The 18,203-nt window shown below is 74.4% G+C and carries 15 protein-coding genes; 7 read left to right on the forward strand and 8 right to left on the reverse strand.

Annotated elements, in window-relative coordinates; translation table 11 throughout:
- Window positions 1-17 precede the first annotated feature (17 nt).
- Window positions 18-1,316, reverse strand: coding sequence for an APC family permease (locus AC6CH6_RS04740; protein ID WP_498254232.1), 1,299 nt, complete (start codon window positions 1,314-1,316; stop codon window positions 18-20).
- A gap of 144 nt (window positions 1,317-1,460) precedes the next feature.
- Between AC6CH6_RS04740 and aspS the strand changes: the two genes are divergently transcribed.
- Entirely contained in the window at window positions 1,461-3,263 is a 1,803-nt protein-coding gene (gene aspS, locus AC6CH6_RS04745; RefSeq protein WP_109269143.1) for an aspartate--tRNA ligase, read from the forward strand.
- A gap of 167 nt (window positions 3,264-3,430) precedes the next feature.
- Here aspS and AC6CH6_RS04750 read toward each other — a convergent pair whose 3' ends face one another.
- From AC6CH6_RS04750 to AC6CH6_RS04765, 4 genes are all read right to left on the reverse strand, one after another.
- On the reverse strand, window positions 3,431-4,732 hold the full coding sequence (locus tag AC6CH6_RS04750) for a winged helix-turn-helix domain-containing protein (protein ID WP_498254233.1): 1,302 nt from the start codon (window positions 4,730-4,732) through the stop codon (window positions 3,431-3,433).
- An 81-nt stretch (window positions 4,733-4,813) separates the two neighbouring features.
- Window positions 4,814-6,109, reverse strand: coding sequence for an APC family permease (locus AC6CH6_RS04755; RefSeq protein WP_498254234.1), 1,296 nt, complete (start codon window positions 6,107-6,109; stop codon window positions 4,814-4,816).
- Window positions 6,106-7,344 carry a glutathionylspermidine synthase family protein gene (locus AC6CH6_RS04760; RefSeq protein WP_498254235.1) on the reverse strand — a complete coding sequence of 413 codons (1,239 nt, stop codon included), beginning with the start codon at window positions 7,342-7,344 and terminating at the stop codon, window positions 6,106-6,108. Before AC6CH6_RS04760 ends, AC6CH6_RS04755 begins: the two co-directional genes overlap by 4 nt.
- On the reverse strand, window positions 7,344-7,772 hold the full coding sequence (locus tag AC6CH6_RS04765; RefSeq protein WP_126346302.1) for a hypothetical protein: 429 nt from the start codon (window positions 7,770-7,772) through the stop codon (window positions 7,344-7,346). The genes AC6CH6_RS04760 and AC6CH6_RS04765 overlap by 1 nt, the downstream gene beginning before the upstream one ends.
- Window positions 7,773-8,113: 341 nt before the next feature.
- On the opposite strand from AC6CH6_RS04765, the gene AC6CH6_RS04770 reads away from it, so the two are divergent.
- Window positions 8,114-8,740 carry a maleylpyruvate isomerase family mycothiol-dependent enzyme gene (locus tag AC6CH6_RS04770; protein ID WP_498254236.1) on the forward strand — a complete coding sequence of 209 codons (627 nt, stop codon included), beginning with the start codon at window positions 8,114-8,116 and terminating at the stop codon, window positions 8,738-8,740.
- A gap of 17 nt (window positions 8,741-8,757) precedes the next feature.
- Here the strand turns inward: AC6CH6_RS04770 and AC6CH6_RS04775 are convergent, their stop codons facing one another.
- Entirely contained in the window at window positions 8,758-9,357 is a 600-nt protein-coding gene (locus AC6CH6_RS04775; protein ID WP_498254237.1) for a hypothetical protein, read from the reverse strand.
- Between the two features lie 56 nt (window positions 9,358-9,413).
- On the opposite strand from AC6CH6_RS04775, the gene dtd reads away from it, so the two are divergent.
- Entirely contained in the window at window positions 9,414-9,866 is a 453-nt protein-coding gene (gene dtd, locus AC6CH6_RS04780; RefSeq protein WP_095650955.1) for a D-aminoacyl-tRNA deacylase, read from the forward strand.
- A gap of 22 nt (window positions 9,867-9,888) precedes the next feature.
- On the opposite strand, the gene AC6CH6_RS04785 is transcribed toward dtd, so the two are convergent.
- Complete coding sequence (locus tag AC6CH6_RS04785; protein WP_498254238.1) at window positions 9,889-11,193, reverse strand: cation:proton antiporter; 1,305 nt, start codon at window positions 11,191-11,193, stop codon at window positions 9,889-9,891.
- A 316-nt stretch (window positions 11,194-11,509) separates the two neighbouring features.
- On the opposite strand from AC6CH6_RS04785, the gene AC6CH6_RS04790 reads away from it, so the two are divergent.
- Window positions 11,510-12,865 (forward strand): replication-associated recombination protein A, encoded by a 1,356-nt coding sequence (locus AC6CH6_RS04790; RefSeq protein ID WP_498254359.1) that lies wholly within the window; start codon window positions 11,510-11,512, stop codon window positions 12,863-12,865.
- Window positions 12,866-12,874: 9 nt separating this feature from the next.
- Here AC6CH6_RS04790 and AC6CH6_RS04795 read toward each other — a convergent pair whose 3' ends face one another.
- A complete protein-coding gene (locus AC6CH6_RS04795) occupies window positions 12,875-13,831 on the reverse strand; it encodes a sugar-binding transcriptional regulator (RefSeq protein WP_095650958.1) in 957 nt (318 codons plus the stop codon).
- Between the two features lie 68 nt (window positions 13,832-13,899).
- Here AC6CH6_RS04795 and AC6CH6_RS04800 point away from each other — a divergent pair, with 68 nt between their 5' ends.
- The 3 genes from AC6CH6_RS04800 (at window position 13,900) to glpK (ending at window position 18,177) form a co-directional block, all read left to right on the forward strand.
- On the forward strand, window positions 13,900-15,699 hold the full coding sequence (locus AC6CH6_RS04800; RefSeq protein WP_095650959.1) for a glycerol-3-phosphate dehydrogenase/oxidase: 1,800 nt from the start codon (window positions 13,900-13,902) through the stop codon (window positions 15,697-15,699).
- A gap of 116 nt (window positions 15,700-15,815) precedes the next feature.
- Window positions 15,816-16,598 (forward strand): aquaporin, encoded by a 783-nt coding sequence (locus AC6CH6_RS04805; protein ID WP_419966973.1) that lies wholly within the window; start codon window positions 15,816-15,818, stop codon window positions 16,596-16,598.
- Between the two features lie 55 nt (window positions 16,599-16,653).
- Window positions 16,654-18,177, forward strand: coding sequence for a glycerol kinase GlpK (gene glpK, locus AC6CH6_RS04810; RefSeq protein WP_133410219.1), 1,524 nt, complete (start codon window positions 16,654-16,656; stop codon window positions 18,175-18,177).
- Window positions 18,178-18,203: the final 26 nt, after the last annotated feature.

Genomic DNA, 18,203 nt, shown 5'->3' on the forward strand with positions numbered 1-18,203 from the left:
CTTCGGCGCGGGGGAGGTCAGGGCCGCCGGGACAGGACCAGGGCGCGTCCGGCCAGGCCCACGGCGAAGACCCCGAGCATCGTGACCACGGACTGCCACGGCAGCGTGAACGCCAGCACCAGGCAGCCGGCCAGGCCGAGCGCGTTGACCGCCCGGGGCGCCCACCCCGGGCGCTGCCGGAGGGTGAGCGCGGAGAGGTTCGCCAGCGCGTAGTAGACGAGCACGCCGAAGCTCGAGAAGCCGATGACCGTGCGGACGTCGCCGACCAGCACGAGCACCACCACGAGGCCGGCCACGGCCAGCTCAGCCGCCCACGGCACCCGGTGCCGCTGCGACACCGCGCCCAGCGGCCCCGGGAGGTCCCGCTCGCGGGCCATGGCCAGGGCCGTGCGCGAGATCCCGGCGACCAGCGCCAGCAGCGCCCCCAGCGTGGCCAGGGCGGCGGCCGCGGTGACGACGACGGCGCCCGCGGTCGCCGGCCCGGCCGCCCAGCCGGCCTCGCGCACCACCGTCAGGAGCGGGGCGGCCGACGCCGCGAGCCGGTCGACGCCGAGGAAGCGCAGCAGCCCGAGGCCGAGCAGCCCGTAGAGGAGCAGCGTGAACGCCAGCGCCCCCAGCACGGCCCGGGGGATGGTGCGGGCCGGGTCCCGGACCTCCTCGCCCATGGTGGCCACCCGGGCGTAGCCGGCGAACGCGAAGAACAGGGTGCCCGCCGCCGGCAGCACGCCCCAGCCGGTCCCTTCCCACCCGGGGCCGTCCCCCGCAGGGGCCCCGCCCGCAGTGGGGCCGGTGCCCGCGAACAGCAGCACGACCACGGCCAGCAGGACCACCAGCACCGGGGCGACCAGCAGCCTCGTCAGCCGGGCGGTGCGGGTGACCCCGCCCAGGTTCACCGCCGTCAGCCCGAGGACGGCGGCCACGGCGAGCAGCCGCGCCCCGGCGTCGTCGGCCCCCGTGAGCTCCGCGGCGTAGAGGCCGAAGGTCAGCGCCATCGCCGCCGCGGACGCGGTCTTGCCGGTCACGAAGCCCCAGCCGGCCACGAAGCCCGGCCACGGGCCCAGCTGCCGGTTCGCGTACACGTACGTGCCGCCGGAGGCGGGGTGGACGGCGGCCAACTGGGCGGTGGAGGTCGCGTTGCACCAGGCGACCACCGCGGCCAGCAGCAGCGCCAGCGGCAGCCACGGGCCGGCGAACCCCGCGGCCGGGGCGAAGGCCACAAACACCCCGGCGCCGACCATGGAGCCCACCCCGATCACCGTCGCGTCGAGGGTGCCCAGGCGGCGGGCGAGGGCCGAGTGGCCGGGGGAGGTGCTCATGGTCGTACTGTCGTCGTCCTGGCGGCGGAGGCCCGGGCTGTAAACTCGTGCACGGAACGAGAGTAGGGGCACCCGGTGAATCCCCGGGAAACGCGCGATGGGCGCGGCCCCGTCCGCACCTCCCGAACAACGAAGGGTTTTTCAGTGCTGCGCACCCACAACCTCGGCGCCCTGCGCGCCGAGCACATCGGAGAGACCGTCACGCTGGCCGGCTGGGTCGGCCGGCGCCGCGACCACGGAGGGGTGGCCTTCCTGGATCTGCGCGACGCCTCCGGGGTCGCCCAGATCGTGGTGCGCGACGAGGCGGACTTCCACCACCTGCGCAACGAGTTCGTCCTGCAGGTCACCGGCACCGTGGAGCGCCGCCCCGAGGGCAACGAGAACCCGGCGCTGGCCACCGGCGAGGTCGAGGTCATGGCCGAGACCGTGACCGTGCTCAACACCGCCGCCGCGCTGCCCTTCCAGATCGACGAGCACGTGGAGGTCGGCGAGGACGCCCGCCTGCGGCACCGCTACCTGGACCTGCGCCGCCCGGAGCCGGCCCGCATCATGCGCCTGCGCTCCGACGCCAACCGGGTGGCCCGCGAGATGCTCCACCAGGACGGGTTCACCGAGGTGGAGACGCCCACCCTGACCCGCTCCACCCCCGAGGGCGCCCGCGACTTCGTGGTCCCGGCCCGCCTGGCCCCGGGTTCCTGGTACGCCCTGCCGCAGTCCCCGCAGCTGTTCAAGCAGCTGCTGCAGGTCGGCGGGATCGAGAAGTACTACCAGATCGCCCGCTGCTACCGGGACGAGGACTTCCGCGCCGACCGCCAGCCCGAGTTCACCCAGCTCGACATCGAGGCCTCCTTCGTGGAGCAGGACGACGTCATCGCCCTCGGCGAGCGGATCGTGGCCGCGCTGTGGAAGCTCATCGACGTGGAGATCCCCACGCCCATCCGCCGGATGACCTACGCGGAGGCGATGGCGAAGTACGGCTCCGACAAGCCGGACCTGCGCTTCGGCCTCGAGCTCACCGAGCTGACCGAGTACTTCCAGGACACCACCTTCCGCGTGTTCAAGGCCCCCTACGTGGGCGCCGTGGTCATGCCCGGCGGGGCGTCCCAGCCGCGCCGCACCCTGGACGCCTGGCAGGAGTGGGCCAAGCAGCGCGGGGCCAAGGGTCTGGCCTACGTCCTCGTCGGCGAGGACGGCACCCTGACGGGACCGGTGGCCAAGAACATCACCGAGGCCGAGCGCGAGGGCCTCGCCGCCGCGACCGGCGCGCAGCCCGGGGACTGCATCTTCTTCGCCGCCGGCGAGAAGAAGTCCTCCCGCGCGCTGCTGGGCGCGGCCCGGGTGGAGATCGGCCACCGCACCGGGCTGATCGACGAGGACGCCTGGGCATTCGTGTGGATCGTGGACGCGCCCCTGTTCGAGTCCGCGGCCGAGGCCGTCGAGTCCGGCGACGTCGCCGTGGGCGCCGGCCAGTGGACCGCGGTGCACCACGCGTTCACCTCGCCCAAGCCCGAGTTCCTGGACACCTTCGACCAGGACCCCGAGCACGCCCTGGCCTACGCCTACGACATCGTGTGCAACGGCAACGAGATCGGCGGCGGCTCGATCCGCATCCACCAGCAGGACGTGCAGCGGCGGGTCTTCGAGGTCATGGGCATCGGCCGGGAGGAGGCCGACGAGAAGTTCGGGTTCCTGCTCGAGGGCTTCAAGTACGGCGCGCCCCCGCACGGCGGCATCGCCTTCGGCTGGGACCGCGTGGTCGCCCTGCTGGCCGGGACCGACTCCATCCGCGAGGTCATCGCGTTCCCGAAGACCGGCAACGGCTTCGACCCGCTGACCGCCGCGCCGGCGCCGATCACCGCGCAGCAGCGCAAGGAGGCCGGGGTGGACGCCAGGCCGGGGGCGAAGCAGGACGAGGACCTGAAGGCCGAGAAGGCGGCCGCGCACTAGGCCAGGGCACCAGCGGGCCGGGTCCGCCCGCTCCGGGCGGACCCGGCCCGATGTGCTCCCGGTGCGCCGGTGCTCGGTCCGGCAGCACCACGGCGGTGCCGAGCCCCCGCCGCAGGCCGATCCAGCCTGCGCCCACCGCGATCGTCGTCGGGACGGATCCTCGGGCCTCAGCGCGGACACGGTCGGCGGAGCTCTCCCCGCAGCGGACCGGTCAGATCCCCTCTCGCGTCCTCGTCCACGGCGACGGTGTCCGCGCCCAGCCACGTCGCGGTCGTCGCCAGCTCGGCCGCCAGCTCCCCGACGACGACGGAGCGCGTCGGCCACCTCGTTGCCGCGGCGGCGTCGGGACCCGGCTCCTCGGCGAATGCGGAGCGGACCAGGAGGACGCCGCGGTCCCGGTCGTACTTGAGGTCGACCCGGGCGACGAGGGACTCGCCGAGCAGGAACGGCAGCACGTAGTAGCCGTGGGTGCGCCGGGAGGCCGGGGTGTAGATCCCGATGCGGTAGTGCATCCCGAACAGCTCCAGGAGCCGACGACGCTCGAAGACGAGCGGATCGAAGGGGGCCAGCAGGGCACGGGCGCCCGTGCGGCGCGGCACACGGGCGTCGACGTGCAGCCACGCCGGGCGGTCCCAGCCGGCGACCGTGACGGGCAGCAGCTCGCCGCTGTCGACAAGCTCGTCGACAGCGCGGCGGGTGACGCGCTGCCCGAGGCGGAAGTAGTCGGCGAAGCACCGGACGGTGCCGATGCCGTGGGCGCGGGCGGAGATGCGGACGAGCTCGCGGACGGCGTCGTCCGGGTCCGGCGGCGGCTGACCACGGACGTGCGGGGGCAGGACGCGCTCGGCGAGGTCGTAGACCCGCTCGAACTGTGCGTTGCGGCGGGCGGCGCCGAGCTGCCCGGCGTCGAAGAGGATCTCCAGGGCTGTCCTGGCGGGGCTCCACCGCCAGCCCCAGCCCTCCTCGGCGCGCTGCGCGTGGCGGGCGTCGACGAACGCCTCGACCTCCCGGCCCGTGAGCGGGCCGCGCTCGGCGACGACGTCTCGGACGAGCTCGAGCACGCCCGGGTGGCGCGCCTCCAGCGCGTCGGGGTCCATGCCGGCCCAGCGCCGGCGGGTCCAGGCGACGAGCGGGAAGGTGGCGACGGGCAGGTAGCAGGCCTCGTGCGCCCAGGCCTCGACGAGGCGGCGCGGCGCCCGGCCCGCTGCCCGATCGAGCAGGGCGGTGTCGTACGGCCCGAGCCGGGCGAGCAGCGGCAGCAGGTGCGCCCGGGCGAGGACGTTGACCGAGTCGATCTGCAGCAGCCCGATGCGCTCCACGGTGCTCGTGACGTGCCGCATCGTCACCACCGGGGGCCGGGTGCGGTCCAGGCCCTGGGCGGCGATCGCGACGCGGCGCGCCTGGGCCGGGCTGATCGTGCGGGTCACCCGGACGACGATACCGAGACCGGCGTGCGGAGTCGACGGCATTCGCGGCCGCGCGCACGACTGCGGCCGGGGCATGGTGGTCCGGGCACCAGCGGTCCGGCAGGGCAGCAGCCGGCGAGGGGGTCAGTCGAGCAGGCTCTCCAGGTGCGGGGTGCGCTCGTGGGCGCCCGGCAGCGGCTCGCGGCCCCGGCCCAGGAGGAACCACAGCGGGACCACGAGCAGCGCGAGCACCAGGCCCACCCACACCCACGAGGCGGTCAGCGCGTACTCCGCACCCGTCAGGACGAGGGCGACGGCCATGAGCGCGGCGCCCAGCACGCCGAGCGCCCGCGCCCCGGCGGTCCGCCCGAGCTTCGCCACCGCCGCGCAGGCCAGGCCGTAGTAGAGGGCCACCAGCACCGAGATGATGCCGATCGAGTCGTCGAAGAGCGGCCCGGAGAACGCCATCCAGGCGGCGGCGACAGCGGCGGTGGTCCACGTGGCGAAGGACAGGGACCGGAAGCGGCGCGGCAGGTGCCCGCCGCGCGCCATGGACATCAGGCCGCGGGAGGTGGGGATCATCGTGGTGCCGATGGACGCCCCCGCCGAGACCGCCACGAGCGCGGCCAGCAACGGGGAGGCCACCGAGGACCCCGGGGCGTAGGCCCAGCCGATGGCGACGTAGGCGGCCGCCACCACGCCCAGCGCCACCCACGCCGAGACCCGCGGGGCCCGCTGCGTGGTGGACTCCTCGGTGAGCGAGAACGTGGAGTCCCACCCCCAGTACAGGAACAGGGCCAGCAGCAGGGCGGCCGCCACGTCCCCGGCCGAGACCCCGGTGCCGGCGGCGAGCTCCGCGGCGCCGTAGAAACCGGTCCACTCCCCGTCCTCGGCGCCCGTGCCGGGCGGCAGCGCCGGCGCGGTGCGCACCGCCCACACCAGCACGCCCACCCCGATCAGCTGCAGGACGGCCAAAACCCACTGCACGGCGGCCGAGACCCTGATCCCCGTGGCGGACACCGCCGCGAAGGCCGCCATGAGCAGGGCGGCCACGGCGGTGGTGGTCCAGGGCCCGGCGCCGATCCCGAGGGCGAACAGGGCGGAGTCGGCCGTGACCCAGGCGAGGGAGGCGAGCACGAGGGTCGCCGAGAGCCACAGCCCCCACCCGCCCAGGAACCCGGCGAACGCCCCGTAGGCCTCCCGGGCCCACCGGTAGACGGTGCCCTGGTCCTCGTAGAGGGCGTCCAGGCGGGCGAAGCAGACCGAGACGACCACCATGGGGAGCACGGCGCCGACCAGCACCACGGGCGTCCAGGCGCCGACCAGGGCGTGGATCAGGCCCACCGTGACCACGGCCGAGTACAGCGGGGCGATCGAGGTGGACCCGATGACCGCGGAGGTCGTGGTGGAGATCGACCGGGGGAGCAGGTGGGCGGTCACAGCAGACCCTTCTTGTCGATGACGTTGGGCACGAACCGGCAGTAGTAGTCGGTCAGCGGGCCGTCCGACTCGCGGATGCCGATGCCGGCCGCGCCCGCCTCGCCCACCACCCACGAGCCGATGACCGGGTGGTTGGGGGCGCCGTCGGAGCCCGGGAAGTTCCGGATGGGCGTGTAGGCCTGCCACACGTCCAGCGGGGAGGCGTGGGGATGCTCGGAACGGATCCGCACGTCGCGGGCGTGCATCTCGATGCCGTCCCCCTCGCGGCCGAACACGGGCTTGCGCACCCACTCCCGCAGCTCGCCGGGCCCGTCCGGGTGGGCGGCCAGCAGGTTCTCGTGCCCGGGGAAGCACCGCCACAGCGCCACGAGCAGGAGCTTGTTGGACTGGAACATCTTCCACGCCGGCTCGTACCAGTGGTGCATCCGGGTGGGGTCGTCGAGCACGAACGCGCCGGGGCCGTCGTCGACCATGTGCTCCCACGGGTGCAGGGCGAAGATCTCCTCGATCGGGCCGACCACCACGGGGTCGTCCACGTCCCCGGTCGCGTGCACCCAGCCGCCGGACCCGGTGTCGTAGCGGACGTCCTCGACGGGCAGCAGGACGGCCCGGTAGCCGGCCTCGACCGCGGTGTTCGCGATGACGGCGGCGTTGGCCGCGTCCTCCCCGGACTCCTCCTCCCGGGTGTAGGCCACGTGCAGGGTCTTCGTGGCCGAGTACGGCAGCCGCTGCCGCCACCGGTCCACGAGCATGGGCCACAGCCCGTTGAGCTGGTCGAACTCCGGGTGGTCCTCGCCCAGGCCCGGGAACAGCGCCTCCATGCGGCTCCACTGGCAGATCGCCCCCTCGACCAGCCCGGTGGGGGTGTCGCCGTTGAGCTCGAGCATCTTCGGCGGGCCCGTCCCGTCCCAGGCCAGGTCGAAGCGGCCGTAGACCGAGGGCTCCCGCAGCCGGAGGGAGTGCTGGGCCAGCTCGAACGCCGCGTCCGAGAGCCCGAGGGTGCCCAGGGCGCCGGTGGCCAGGTACCGGGCGGCCTCGGCGCACATCCGGTGCAGCTCGTCCGTGACGGACTCCAGCTCGTCCACCTCGTCGGGGGAGAAGACGTAGGCGGCCGTCTCGTTCCAGTACGAGAAGGACCGGCCGTCGGGCCGCTCGGTGCGGGCGTAGGTGAGCCCCTCGGCGCGGACGGTGCGCTCCCAGCCGGGGCGCGGCGCCAGGCCGTCGACGCGCCGCATCAGGAGCCCCAGCCGCTCTTCGACCCGCCGAAGCCGCGCGAGACGCCGCTCTTGCCCACGGCGGCCCCGTCGCGGGGCAGACCGCGGGCCACGGTGGCCGAGCCCGGCGGCCGGCCGGTGCTCCAGCCCGCCGCGGACGACACCGGCGAGCCCACGGCGGGGACGGCCGTGGCCCGGGCGGAGCTCATGAGCACCCACATCGGGAAGAAGCCGCCCACCCGCGGCCCGCGGTCGTCGTCGCACTCGTCGTCGTCGACCCGCACGGGCTCGGCGCCGCCCTCCCCGTCCGGGTCCTCGACGCAGATCTGGGCGTAGTCCGAGTCCACCTCCTGCACGTCCTGGGCCTCCTGCCCGCAGCCGGTCAGGGCGATCGTCAGGGCGCCGATGGAGGCGGCGGCCATGGTCCGTGAGGAGGGGCGGGGCGGCATGCGGGGCCTTCCGGGACGAGGACGGGACGGGGCGGTCGAGGACTGCGGTGGCGCCGGTCCGGGCGCGGGGCCGGCCGGCACGGTCCGCACGGCGGCGCCGGCGCACCCGGCCCGCCCGTGCGGGGTCCTCCGAGCGTACGACGTCCCGGCCCCGTCCGGGCGCCCCGCCCCGGCCCGTGTCCCGGACCCCGCGCGCCGCCGGCGCCCCGCCGCCGGAGGTGCGGGCGCAACCAGGCGCAACATCGGCCCGCCCGCCGTCGCCGCGCAGTAGGCTTCGGGCACCTCCGGGGCCGGGTCCCGCCGACCGGACCCGCCCCCGCGCCGAGCACCCAGGGGAGCCCATGAGCCGTGATCCCGCCGCCGCCCGCACCGCCCTCCTCGACGCCGGGGCCTGGTTCGCCGAGCTCGTCGGGGAGATCCGCCCGCACCACTGGACCCGGCCGGGCCTGGGCGCCTGGGACGTCCGGGCGCTCGTGGGGCACACCCACCGCGCGCTCGTCACGCTCGGCACCTATCTCACCGTCCCCGCCGACGACGAGACCTGCACCGGCACGGCCCAGTACTACGCGCTCTCCGCCGCGGCCACGGACCCCGCGGAGGTCGCGGCCCGGGGCGTCGCCGCCGGCCGCGAGCTCGGCCGGCACCCGGCCGCCACCGTCCGGGCCTCGCTGGACCGGGCCCGGGACGCCCTGGCGCAGGTGCCGGTCGACGAGGACCCCCTGATCCGCACCCTGGTGGGCGGCACCCGGCTGCGCGCCTACGTGCCCACCCGCACCTTCGAGCTGACGGTCCACGGCCTGGACGTCGCCCAGGCCTGCGGGCTGGACCGGAGACCCCCCGAGCACGTCCTGGCCGACGCCGGACGGACGGCGCTGGAGCTCGCCGCCCACGGCGGGCACCTGCCCGGGATCCTGCTGGCGCTCACGGGCCGGCGGCCGCTGCCCCCGGGCTTCTCGGTCCTGGGCTGAAGCGGCCTGGGCGCCGGTCAGAGCACCGTGCGCGCGGCCGACGCCCAGCCCAGCGCGAGGAGCACGCCGATCAGGGCCCCGACGACCGTCTGCGCCGGGGTGTGGTCCCCGGTGCGCACCCGCGAGACGGCCACCGCGACCGGCACCGGCGCCGCGGCCAGCGCCGCCCACGGGGTGCTGAGGACGCCGAGCCCCACGGCCCAGCACGCGGCCATCGCCACGTGGGCGGAGACCTTCCACCACAGGGTCACGACCAGCAGCACCAGCAGGCCCAGCCGCACGAACGCCGCGGTCACCGGCACCACCGGAGGGGCGCCCAGGGCGAGCTCGGCGACCACCACGAGGGCCGTCAGCACCCCCGTGGCGGCGTAGACCGGCAGCCGCTGGGCCCGGGTGCGCACGAAGTGCCCGTCCACCCGCCCGCGCCGGGCCAGCACCCGCAGCACGAGCATCGGCAGCGACGCCACGACCACCGCCGTCCCCAGACCCCACAGGGCCCCGGACCACCCGGCCCCCGACCAGCCGGCGAGCACCAGCAGGGACAGCACCAGCGGGGCGGGCGCGAACACCTCGGCCACCAGGGTGCTCGGACGGGACGTGCTGCGCGCGGTGGCCATGGGACGAGGCTAGCGGGGGCCCCGGGCGGGCCCGGTCCTGTGGTGGACTGGGGCCCATGCGCATCGTTCTGCAGAGAGTGTCCCGGGCCGCCGTGACCGTCGGAGGAGAGGTCGTGGGGGCCGTCGAGGAGCCGGGGCTGCTGGCCCTGGTGGGCGTGACCCACGACGACGACGCCGCGACGGCCGCGAAGCTCGCCGAGAAGACCTGGACGCTGCGGCTCCTGGAGGGCGAGCGGTCCTGCGCCGACCTCGGCGCCCCGGTGCTCGCCGTCAGCCAGTTCACCCTCTACGGCGACGCCCGCCGGGGCCGGCGCCCCTCGTGGTCGGCCGCCGCGCCCGGCCCCGTCTCGGAACCCGTGTTCGAGGCGTACGTCGCCGCGCTGCGGGAGCTCGGCGCGCGCGTGGCGACCGGCCGCTTCGGGGCGGCGATGCAGGTGGAGCTCGTCAACGACGGCCCGTTCACCCTGGTCCTGGACAGCGCCGAGCTGGAACGGCCCCGGCGGGGCTGAGACCGGGGCCCGGCGCGGGCCGTCAGATCGCCGTGCGGGGAGCGGCCTCCTCGGAGCCCGTCTCCTCGCGGGCCTTCCGCTCCCGGGCGCGGTCGAGGGCCGCGATGACGGGCCCCGCGGTGACCCCGTGCAGCAGGACCGAGCCGACGATCACCAGCCCCACGATGCGCCACAGGGCCTGGTCCTCCGCGGCGAACTCGCCCTCGGACAGGGCGTAGGCGAGGTAGTAGACCGAGCCGATGCCGCGCACGCCGAAGAAGGCGAGCACGCCGCGCTCCCACGGTCCCGTCCGGCCGCCGAGCAGACTGATCCAGCCGGCGAGGGGGCGCACCAGCAGCAGGAAGGCCGCCGCGACGAGCACCTCCCGCCAGGTCAGCCCGGCGAGCAGCCCCCGGGCCACGGCGCCGCCCAGGAGCACGAGCACCACCACGGTGAGCAGCCGCTCGAGCTGCTCGATGTAGCTGTGCAGCACGCCGTGGGCGCCGTGCACCCGCTCGCCCGCCCGGATGGTCACCGCGCACACGAACACGGCGATGAACCCGTAGCCCTCGACCATCTCGGTCAGACCGTAGGTGAGGAAGGTGGCCGCCAGGGCCACGAACCCCTCGGTCTGCGCGGTCGTGCGGACGCTGTCGAGCGGGGAGCGGAAGAAGAGCCGCCGCAGGAGCAGGCCCACCAGGACCCCGGCGAGACAGCCGACCGCGATCCGCCAGGCCACGTCCACGGTCAGGAAGTGCGGCAGCCACGCGCCGGGAGCGGTGCCCACGACGCTCAGGGCAATCGCGAGGTAGACGAACGGGAAGGCCAGGCCGTCGTTGAGCCCCGCCTCGGAGGTGAGCCCGAAACGGACCTCGTCCTCGCCCTCGAGGTCCTCCTGCGACTCCGAGGGCTCCCCGACCTGGACCTCGGAGGCCAGGACCGGGTCGGTGGGGGCCAGCGCCGCGGCCACGAGCACGGCGCCGGCCGCACTCAGGCCCAGCACCGACCAGCCCAGCAGGGCCGCCCCGAGCAGGCTCAGGGGCATGGCGATCCCCAGCAGCCGCCAGGTCGTGGCCCAGCGCCGGAAGCCCAGCGGGCGGTCCAGGGCCAGCCCGGCGCCCATCAGCGAGACGATGACGCAGATCTCGCTCAGGTGCAGGGTGACGGCGCTGTGGGCCACCGGGTCCGGGTCGGGCAGGGTGTCGGCCAGGGCGAAGATCACCGCCCCGGCGGCCAGGAACACCATGGGCATCGACACGGGGGCCCGCACGAGCAGGCGGGGCAGCAGGGCGGCCGCGAACACGGCGAGCCCGGCGGCGGCGAAGAGCAGACTCGGGGCCTCGAACACCGGTACCTCATTCCTGGAACGGCCGGGCGGGATCCCCGGTGGACCCCGCGCCGCAGCGGTCGTGGCCGTCGCCGGGCGGAGCGCGCCCGCCGCCGGCACCGACGTGATCAGCGTGCTGATCGTACGCCCTGTGCCCCCTCGTCCGACAGGCCGCGACGGGTGCAGCCGCTAGCCTGAGGGGGTGACCGGCTCCCTCTTCGACGACCTCGACGCCCCCGACCCCGGTCCCCGCGCCGCCGGGGACGGGGCGGACCGTGCCGCCCGCCCGGCCGGCCGGGCGCGGCGCACCCGCTCCCGGGCGCCGCTGGCGGTGCGGATGCGCCCGCGCCGCCTCGACGAGATCGTGGGCCAGCAGCACCTGCTCAAGCCCGGCTCCCCGCTGCAGGTGCTGGCGGGGGAGGACCGGGGCCCGGCGGGACCGTCGTCGATCATCCTGTGGGGCCCCCCGGGCACGGGCAAGACCACCCTGGCCCACGTGATCGCCCGGGGCGTGTCCCGGAAGTTCGTGGAGCTCTCCGCGATCACCGCCGGCGTCAAGGACGTGCGGAAGGTGATGGACGAGGCGCTCACGGACCGGGACCTGCACGGGCGCACCACGGTGCTGTTCCTCGACGAGATCCACCGCTTCACCAAGGCCCAGCAGGACGCGCTGCTGCCCGGGGTGGAGAACCAGTGGGTGGTGCTGGTCGCGGCCACCACGGAGAACCCGTCCTTCTCGGTGATCTCGCCGCTGCTCTCGCGCTCGCTGCTGCTCACGCTGCAGCCCCTGGAGCGGGCCGACATCGGGGCGCTGCTGGACCGGGCCGTCGCCGACCCCCGGGGACTGAACGGCGAGGTGGAGCTCACCGCGGAGGCCCGCGAGCACCTCCTGGACCTGTGCGGCGGGGACGCCCGCAAGGCCCTGACCTCCCTCGAGGCCGCCGCCGGGGTCGCGTTCTCGGAGCAGCCGGACGACCGCGACATGGACGGGGACACCGGCGGGGGCGACGGCGGGGACACGGACGGGGACGACGGCGGGGACCGCGCGCGGCCGGTGCCGGTGATCACCCGGGAGCACGCCGAGGAGGCCCTCGACCGGGCGGCGGTGCGCTACGACAAGAACGGCGACCAGCACTACGACGTGGTCAGCGCGTTCATCAAGTCGATCCGCGGCTCCGACGTCGACGCCGCGATGCACTACCTGGCCCGGATGATCGAGGCGGGGGAGGACCCGCGGTTCATCGCCCGCCGGCTCATCATCTCCGCCTCCGAGGACATCGGCACCGCCGACCCGACCGCCCTGCAGACCGCGGTGGCGGCCGCCGACGCCGTGCAGCTCATCGGCATGCCCGAGGGGCGGATCCCGCTGGCCCAGGCCGTGGCGCACCTGGCGACCGCCCCGAAGTCCAACGCCGCCTACACCGCGATCAACGAGGCGATCGCCGACGTCCGCGCCGGCCGGGCCGGACCCGTCCCGCTCCACCTGCGCGACGCCCACTACCCCGGCGCGGGCCAGCTCGGCCACGGCCGGGGCTACGTCTACTCCCACGACGAGCCCAACGGCGTGGCCGCCCAGCAGTACCCGCCCGACGAGCTCGTGGGCACCGACTACTACCGGCCCACCGAGCACGGCCGCGAGCGCGAGATCGCCCACCGCCTCGAGATCCTGCGGGGCATCGTCCGGGGCCGGTGACCGCCGGGCTCAGCGGCCGAACAGGTGGCGCACCACCGACGCGGCCGTGCGCTCGTCGATGAGCAGGTCCGTGACCACGCCCGCCCGCAGGGCGCCCACCACGCCCGGCACCTTGTGATCCCCCGCCACCACGCACAGCCGGCGCGGGATCCGCCGCAGCTCCATGGGCGTGGGTCCGCTCGCCCGCCGGTTGTAGTCGATGTCGGCGTAGGTCCCGTCCTCCCGCAGGAAGACCGTGCACACGTCGCCGACCACCCGGTGCGCGGACAACTCCCGGAGCGCGTCCTCCGGCAGGTAGCCGCTGGTGTACACCTGGGAGATCATCGGACCGCGGAAGGCCCCCACGCTGAACACCGCCAGGTCCGCCGCGTTGCGCACCGCCAGCACCCGCCGCACCGAGGACTCCTGCCACATCAGCCGCCGCGTCTCCTCCTGGTCGAAGAACGCGGGGGCGGGGAAGGGCAGCAGCGCGGCCCCGAAGGCCGCCGACATCTGCCCGAGCAGCGCCGAGGACTGCGCCGCCCCCGTGGAACGGGCGCTGACCGCGCCGTTCATCTGCACGACCACCGCGTCCCGCGTGGCCTTCGGCTGCAGGTGGCCCCCGATCGCCGAGGTCGTGATCCCCCAGGCGACCGCCAGCGTCATCCCGTCCCCGAACCAGTCGCCCAGCAGCCCCGCCGCGGCCCGGGCCACGGACTCCAGCCGCTGCGGCTCCGTGGCCGTGCGCGGCGTGCCCGCCACGTGCACCGTCACCCCGAAGGCCTCCCGCAGCCGGTGGGACAGGTCGTGTCCCGCGTCCGGGGGAGCCGCGAGGCTGATCCGCACGATGCCCCGCTCCCGGGCGGCCTGCAGCATCCGCGAGACCGTGGGGCGGGAGACCCCGAAGCGGTCCGCCACCGCCTCCATCGTCATGCCCTGCACGTAGTACAGCTCCGCCGCGTGGTGGAGCTCGGCATCACCGTGCATGTGACCCTCCCTTCCCTGCACGTCCGTTCATTTGCTTTGAGCATAGGTGCAACCCAGGACAGAGTGTGATGCAGAGCACCTTCCCGACCGCAACCACCCGCCCCGAGGAGTTCCCCACCATGGCCCACCCCACCCTCTCCAGCGCCGAACGGGACCGCGCACTCGCCGAGTTCTCCGACGGCCCCGAGCTCGACGTCCTCGTGGTCGGAGGCGGCATCACCGGCGCCGGCATCGCCCTGGACGCCGTCACCCGCGGACTGCGCACCGGCATCGTCGAGGCCCAGGACTGGGCCGGCGGCACCTCGCAGTGGTCCTCCAAGCTCGTCCACGGCGGCCTGCGCTACCTCCAGCAGCTCGACTTCAAGCTCGTCTCCGAGGCGCTGCGCGAGCGCGAGCTGCTCCTGGACTTCCTCGCCCCCCACCTCGTCAAGCCCGTGCCCTTCCTCTACCCGCTGACCCACCGCTTCTGGGAGCGGCCCTACGTCACCGCCGGGATCGGCCTCTACGACGCCCTCGCCCACATCGGCGCCAAGGTCGCGACCCTGCCCTACCAGCGGCACTACAGCTTCAAGGGCGTCCAGCGGGTCTTCCCCGACATCAAGCCCGGCTCCATGGTCGGCGCCGTCAAGTACTGGGACGGCCAGGTCGACGACGCCCGCCTCGTCGTCACCATCGTGCGCACCGCCGTGCGCTACGGCGCGCTCGCCGCCAACCGCACGCGGGCCGTGTCCTTCCCCACGGACGAGACCGGCCGGGTGGTCGGCGCCACCGTGCGCGACCTCGAGACGGGGGCGGAGCACACGGTGCGGGCGAAGACCGTCATCGCCGCCACCGGGGTCTGGACCGAGCAGACCCAGGACCTGGCCCACGCCGAGGGCGGGCTGAAGGTGCTCGCCTCCAAGGGCATCCACATCATCGTGCCCCGCGAGCGGATCCGCGGCGAGAGCGGGCTGATCCTGCAGACCGAGAAGTCCGTGCTCTTCATCATCCCGTGGGCGCGGTACTGGATCATCGGCACCACCGACACCCCCTACCACCAGGACCTCGTCAACCCGGTGGCCACCGCGGAGGACATCGACTACGTCATCGACCACGCCAACGTGGTCCTCGACCGGCCGCTCACCCGCGAGGACGTGATCGGCACGTACGCCGGGCTGCGGCCGCTGCTGCAGCCCGGGACGAAGAAGGGCGGCGGGGACGCGCAGTCCACGAAGATCTCCCGCGAGCACACCGTGACCGAGGTCGCCCCCGGGCTGATCACGATCGCCGGGGGCAAGCTCACCACCTACCGGGTGATGGCCGAGGACGCCGTGGACCTCGCCCTGGGCGAGGAGCGGGCCAAGGCCGTGCCCTCCGTCACCGACCGCACTCCGCTGCTGGGCGCCGAGGGCTATCTCGCGCTCAGCCACCAGGCCGGCAGCCTGGGCGCCCGGCACGACTGGAACGAGGAGCGGGTGCAGCACCTGCTCGGCCGCTACGGGTCGGCGATCACCGAGATCGCCGAGCTCGTGGAGGACCGCCCCGACCTGGGCCGCCCCCTGGAGGGGGCCCCGGCCTACCTGCGGGCGGAGATCGTGCACGCCTGCACCCACGAGGGCGCGCTGCACCTCGAGGACATCTTCGACACGCGCACCCGGCTCACGTGGGAGCAGGCCCGCCACGGTCTCGACGCGGTCGAGGAGATCGCGGACCTCGCGGCCGAGGCCCTCGGCTGGGACGATCGGCGGCGGGGGGCCGAGGTCGAGGCCTACCGGCTCCGCTGCGCGGCGGAGGACGAGGCCGCGAGAACCCCGGACGACACCGCCGCCGCCGCCGCACGGGCAGCGGCCCCCGACGTCCTGGAGCTCGTGCGCCCCTCCGAGGCCTGAGCACCCACCCGTCCCACCGAGTCCCGTCCCCTGACCCCACCCCCCCCACACCGGCCGTCCCCGACGGGCGGCCGGTCCGTCCAATCCGCACCACCTGAGGAGTCGCAGTGCTGTCGATGTCAAACGCAGTGGTACAGGCCGTCGCGCCCACCGTGCCCATCTCCCTGTCCACCGTCTTCTGGTCCGAGGTCGCGGGCACCGCGATGCTGATCCTGCTCGGCGCCGGCGTGGTCGCCAACGCCGTGCTGCCGAGGACCAAGGGACTCGGCGGCGGGTTCCTGATGATCAACTTCGGATGGGGCCTGGCCGTGTTCGCCGGTGTGTACGTGGCCTTCCAGTCCGGTGCGCACATCAACCCCGCCGTGACCGTGGGCCTGTGGGCCAGCGGCGCCGGGGAGTACGCCCCCGGGGTGGCCGTCACCCTGGTCAACACGCTCGTCTACTTCGCCGCGCAGCTGATCGGCGCCTTCCTGGGCGCCGTGCTGGCCTTCCTCGCCTACAAGAAGCACTTCGACGAGGACATCGACGGGGAGACCAAGCTGGCCGTGTTCTCCACCGGACCCGCCGTGCGCTCCTACGGCTGGAACGTGGTCACCGAGGTGATCGGCACGTTCGTCCTCGTCATCGTGATCCTGCTCTTCGGCAACACGCCCTCGGAGATCGGGCCGCTGGCCGTGGCGCTGCTCGTGGTCGGCATCGGCGCGAGCCTCGGCGGGCCCACGGGCTACGCCATCAACCCCGCCCGTGACCTCGGTCCGCGCATCGCCCACGCCGTGCTGCCCATCCGCGGGAAGGGCTCCAGCGACTGGGCCTACGCCTGGGTCCCGGTCGTGGGCCCGCTCATCGGCGCCGTGCTCGCCGGCGGCTTCTACCAGCTGTACGCCAACGTTCCCGCCTGACGCCCGCACCACCACCGACCCGTCCACGACACCACAACGAAGTGAGGGACCACCCATGAGCACCGACACCAAGTACGTCATGGCCATCGACCAGGGCACCACGAGCTCCCGCGCGATCATCTTCGACCACCGGGGCACGATCGTCAGCACCGGCCAGCTCGAGCACGAGCAGATCTTCCCGCGCGCCGGCTGGGTGGAGCACGACCCCATGGAGATCTGGCGCAACGTCCGCAAGGTGGTCGCCGACGCCGAGGCCTCCGCCGAGATCAACGCCCGGGACCTGGCCGCCGTGGGCATCACCAACCAGCGCGAGACCACCGTGGTCTGGGACCGCACCACCGGGGAGCCCGTCTACAACGCCATCGTCTGGCAGGACACCCGCACCCAGAAGATCGCCGAGGAGCTCGGCGGGGAGGTCGGCCCGGACCGGTACAAGGACCGGGTGGGCCTGCCCCTGGCCAGCTACTTCTCGGGCCCGAAGGTCAAGTGGATCCTGGACAACGTGGACGGCGCCCGGGAGCGGGCCGAGCGCGGGGACCTGCTCATGGGCAACACCGACTCCTGGCTGGTGTGGAACATGACGGGCGGCGTGGACGGCGGGGTGCATGTCACCGACGTCACCAACGCCTCGCGCACCATGCTGATGAACCTGGCGACCCTCGACTGGAACGAGGAGATCTGCGCCGACATGGGCATCCCCACGTCGATGCTGCCCGAGATCCGCTCCTCCTCCGAGGTCTACGGCAAGGGCCGCACCCGCGGCTTCCTCAAGGACGTGCCGATCGCCGGCATCCTCGGCGACCAGCAGGCCGCGATGTTCGGGCAGGCGTGCTTCGAGAAGGGCATGGGCAAGAACACCTACGGCACGGGCAGCTTCGTGCTGATGAACGTGGGCACCGAGGTGGTGCACTCGGAGAACGGGCTGCTGAGCACCGTGTGCTACAAGATCGGCGACCAGGACGCCGTCTACGCCCTGGAGGGCTCCATCGCCGTGACCGGGTCCCTGGTCCAGTGGCTGCGCGACAACCTGGGCATCATCTCCTCCGCGCCGCAGGTCGAGTCCCTGGCCGCGTCGGTCGAGGACAACGGCGGGGCCTACTTCGTCCCGGCCTTCAGCGGCCTGTTCGCCCCGTACTGGCGCTCGGACGCCCGCGGCGCCCTGGTGGGCCTGACCCGCTACGTCAACAAGGGCCACATCGCCCGGGCCGCCCTGGAGGCCACGGCCTACCAGTCCCGCGAGGTGGTCGAGGCGATGAACGCCGACGCCGGGGTGGACATCACCGAGCTCAAGGTGGACGGCGGGATGACCGCCAACGAGCTGCTCATGCAGTTCCAGGCGGACCAGCTCGGGGTCCCGGTGATCCGCCCGGAGGTCACCGAGACCACGGCCCTCGGCGCCGCCTACGCCGCGGGCATCGCCGTCGGCTTCTGGTCCGGGACGGAGGAGGTCACCGCGAACTGGGCCGAGAACAAGCGCTGGGAGCCGCAGATGGAGGACGCCGAGCGCGGCCGGCTGTTCCGCAACTGGCAGAAGGCCGTCACCAAGACCTTCGACTGGGTGGACGAGGACGTCGACTGACCGCGTCCGCGCCGAGGGCTCGTGCG

This window comes from Kocuria sp. GQ42, assembly GCF_059758435.1.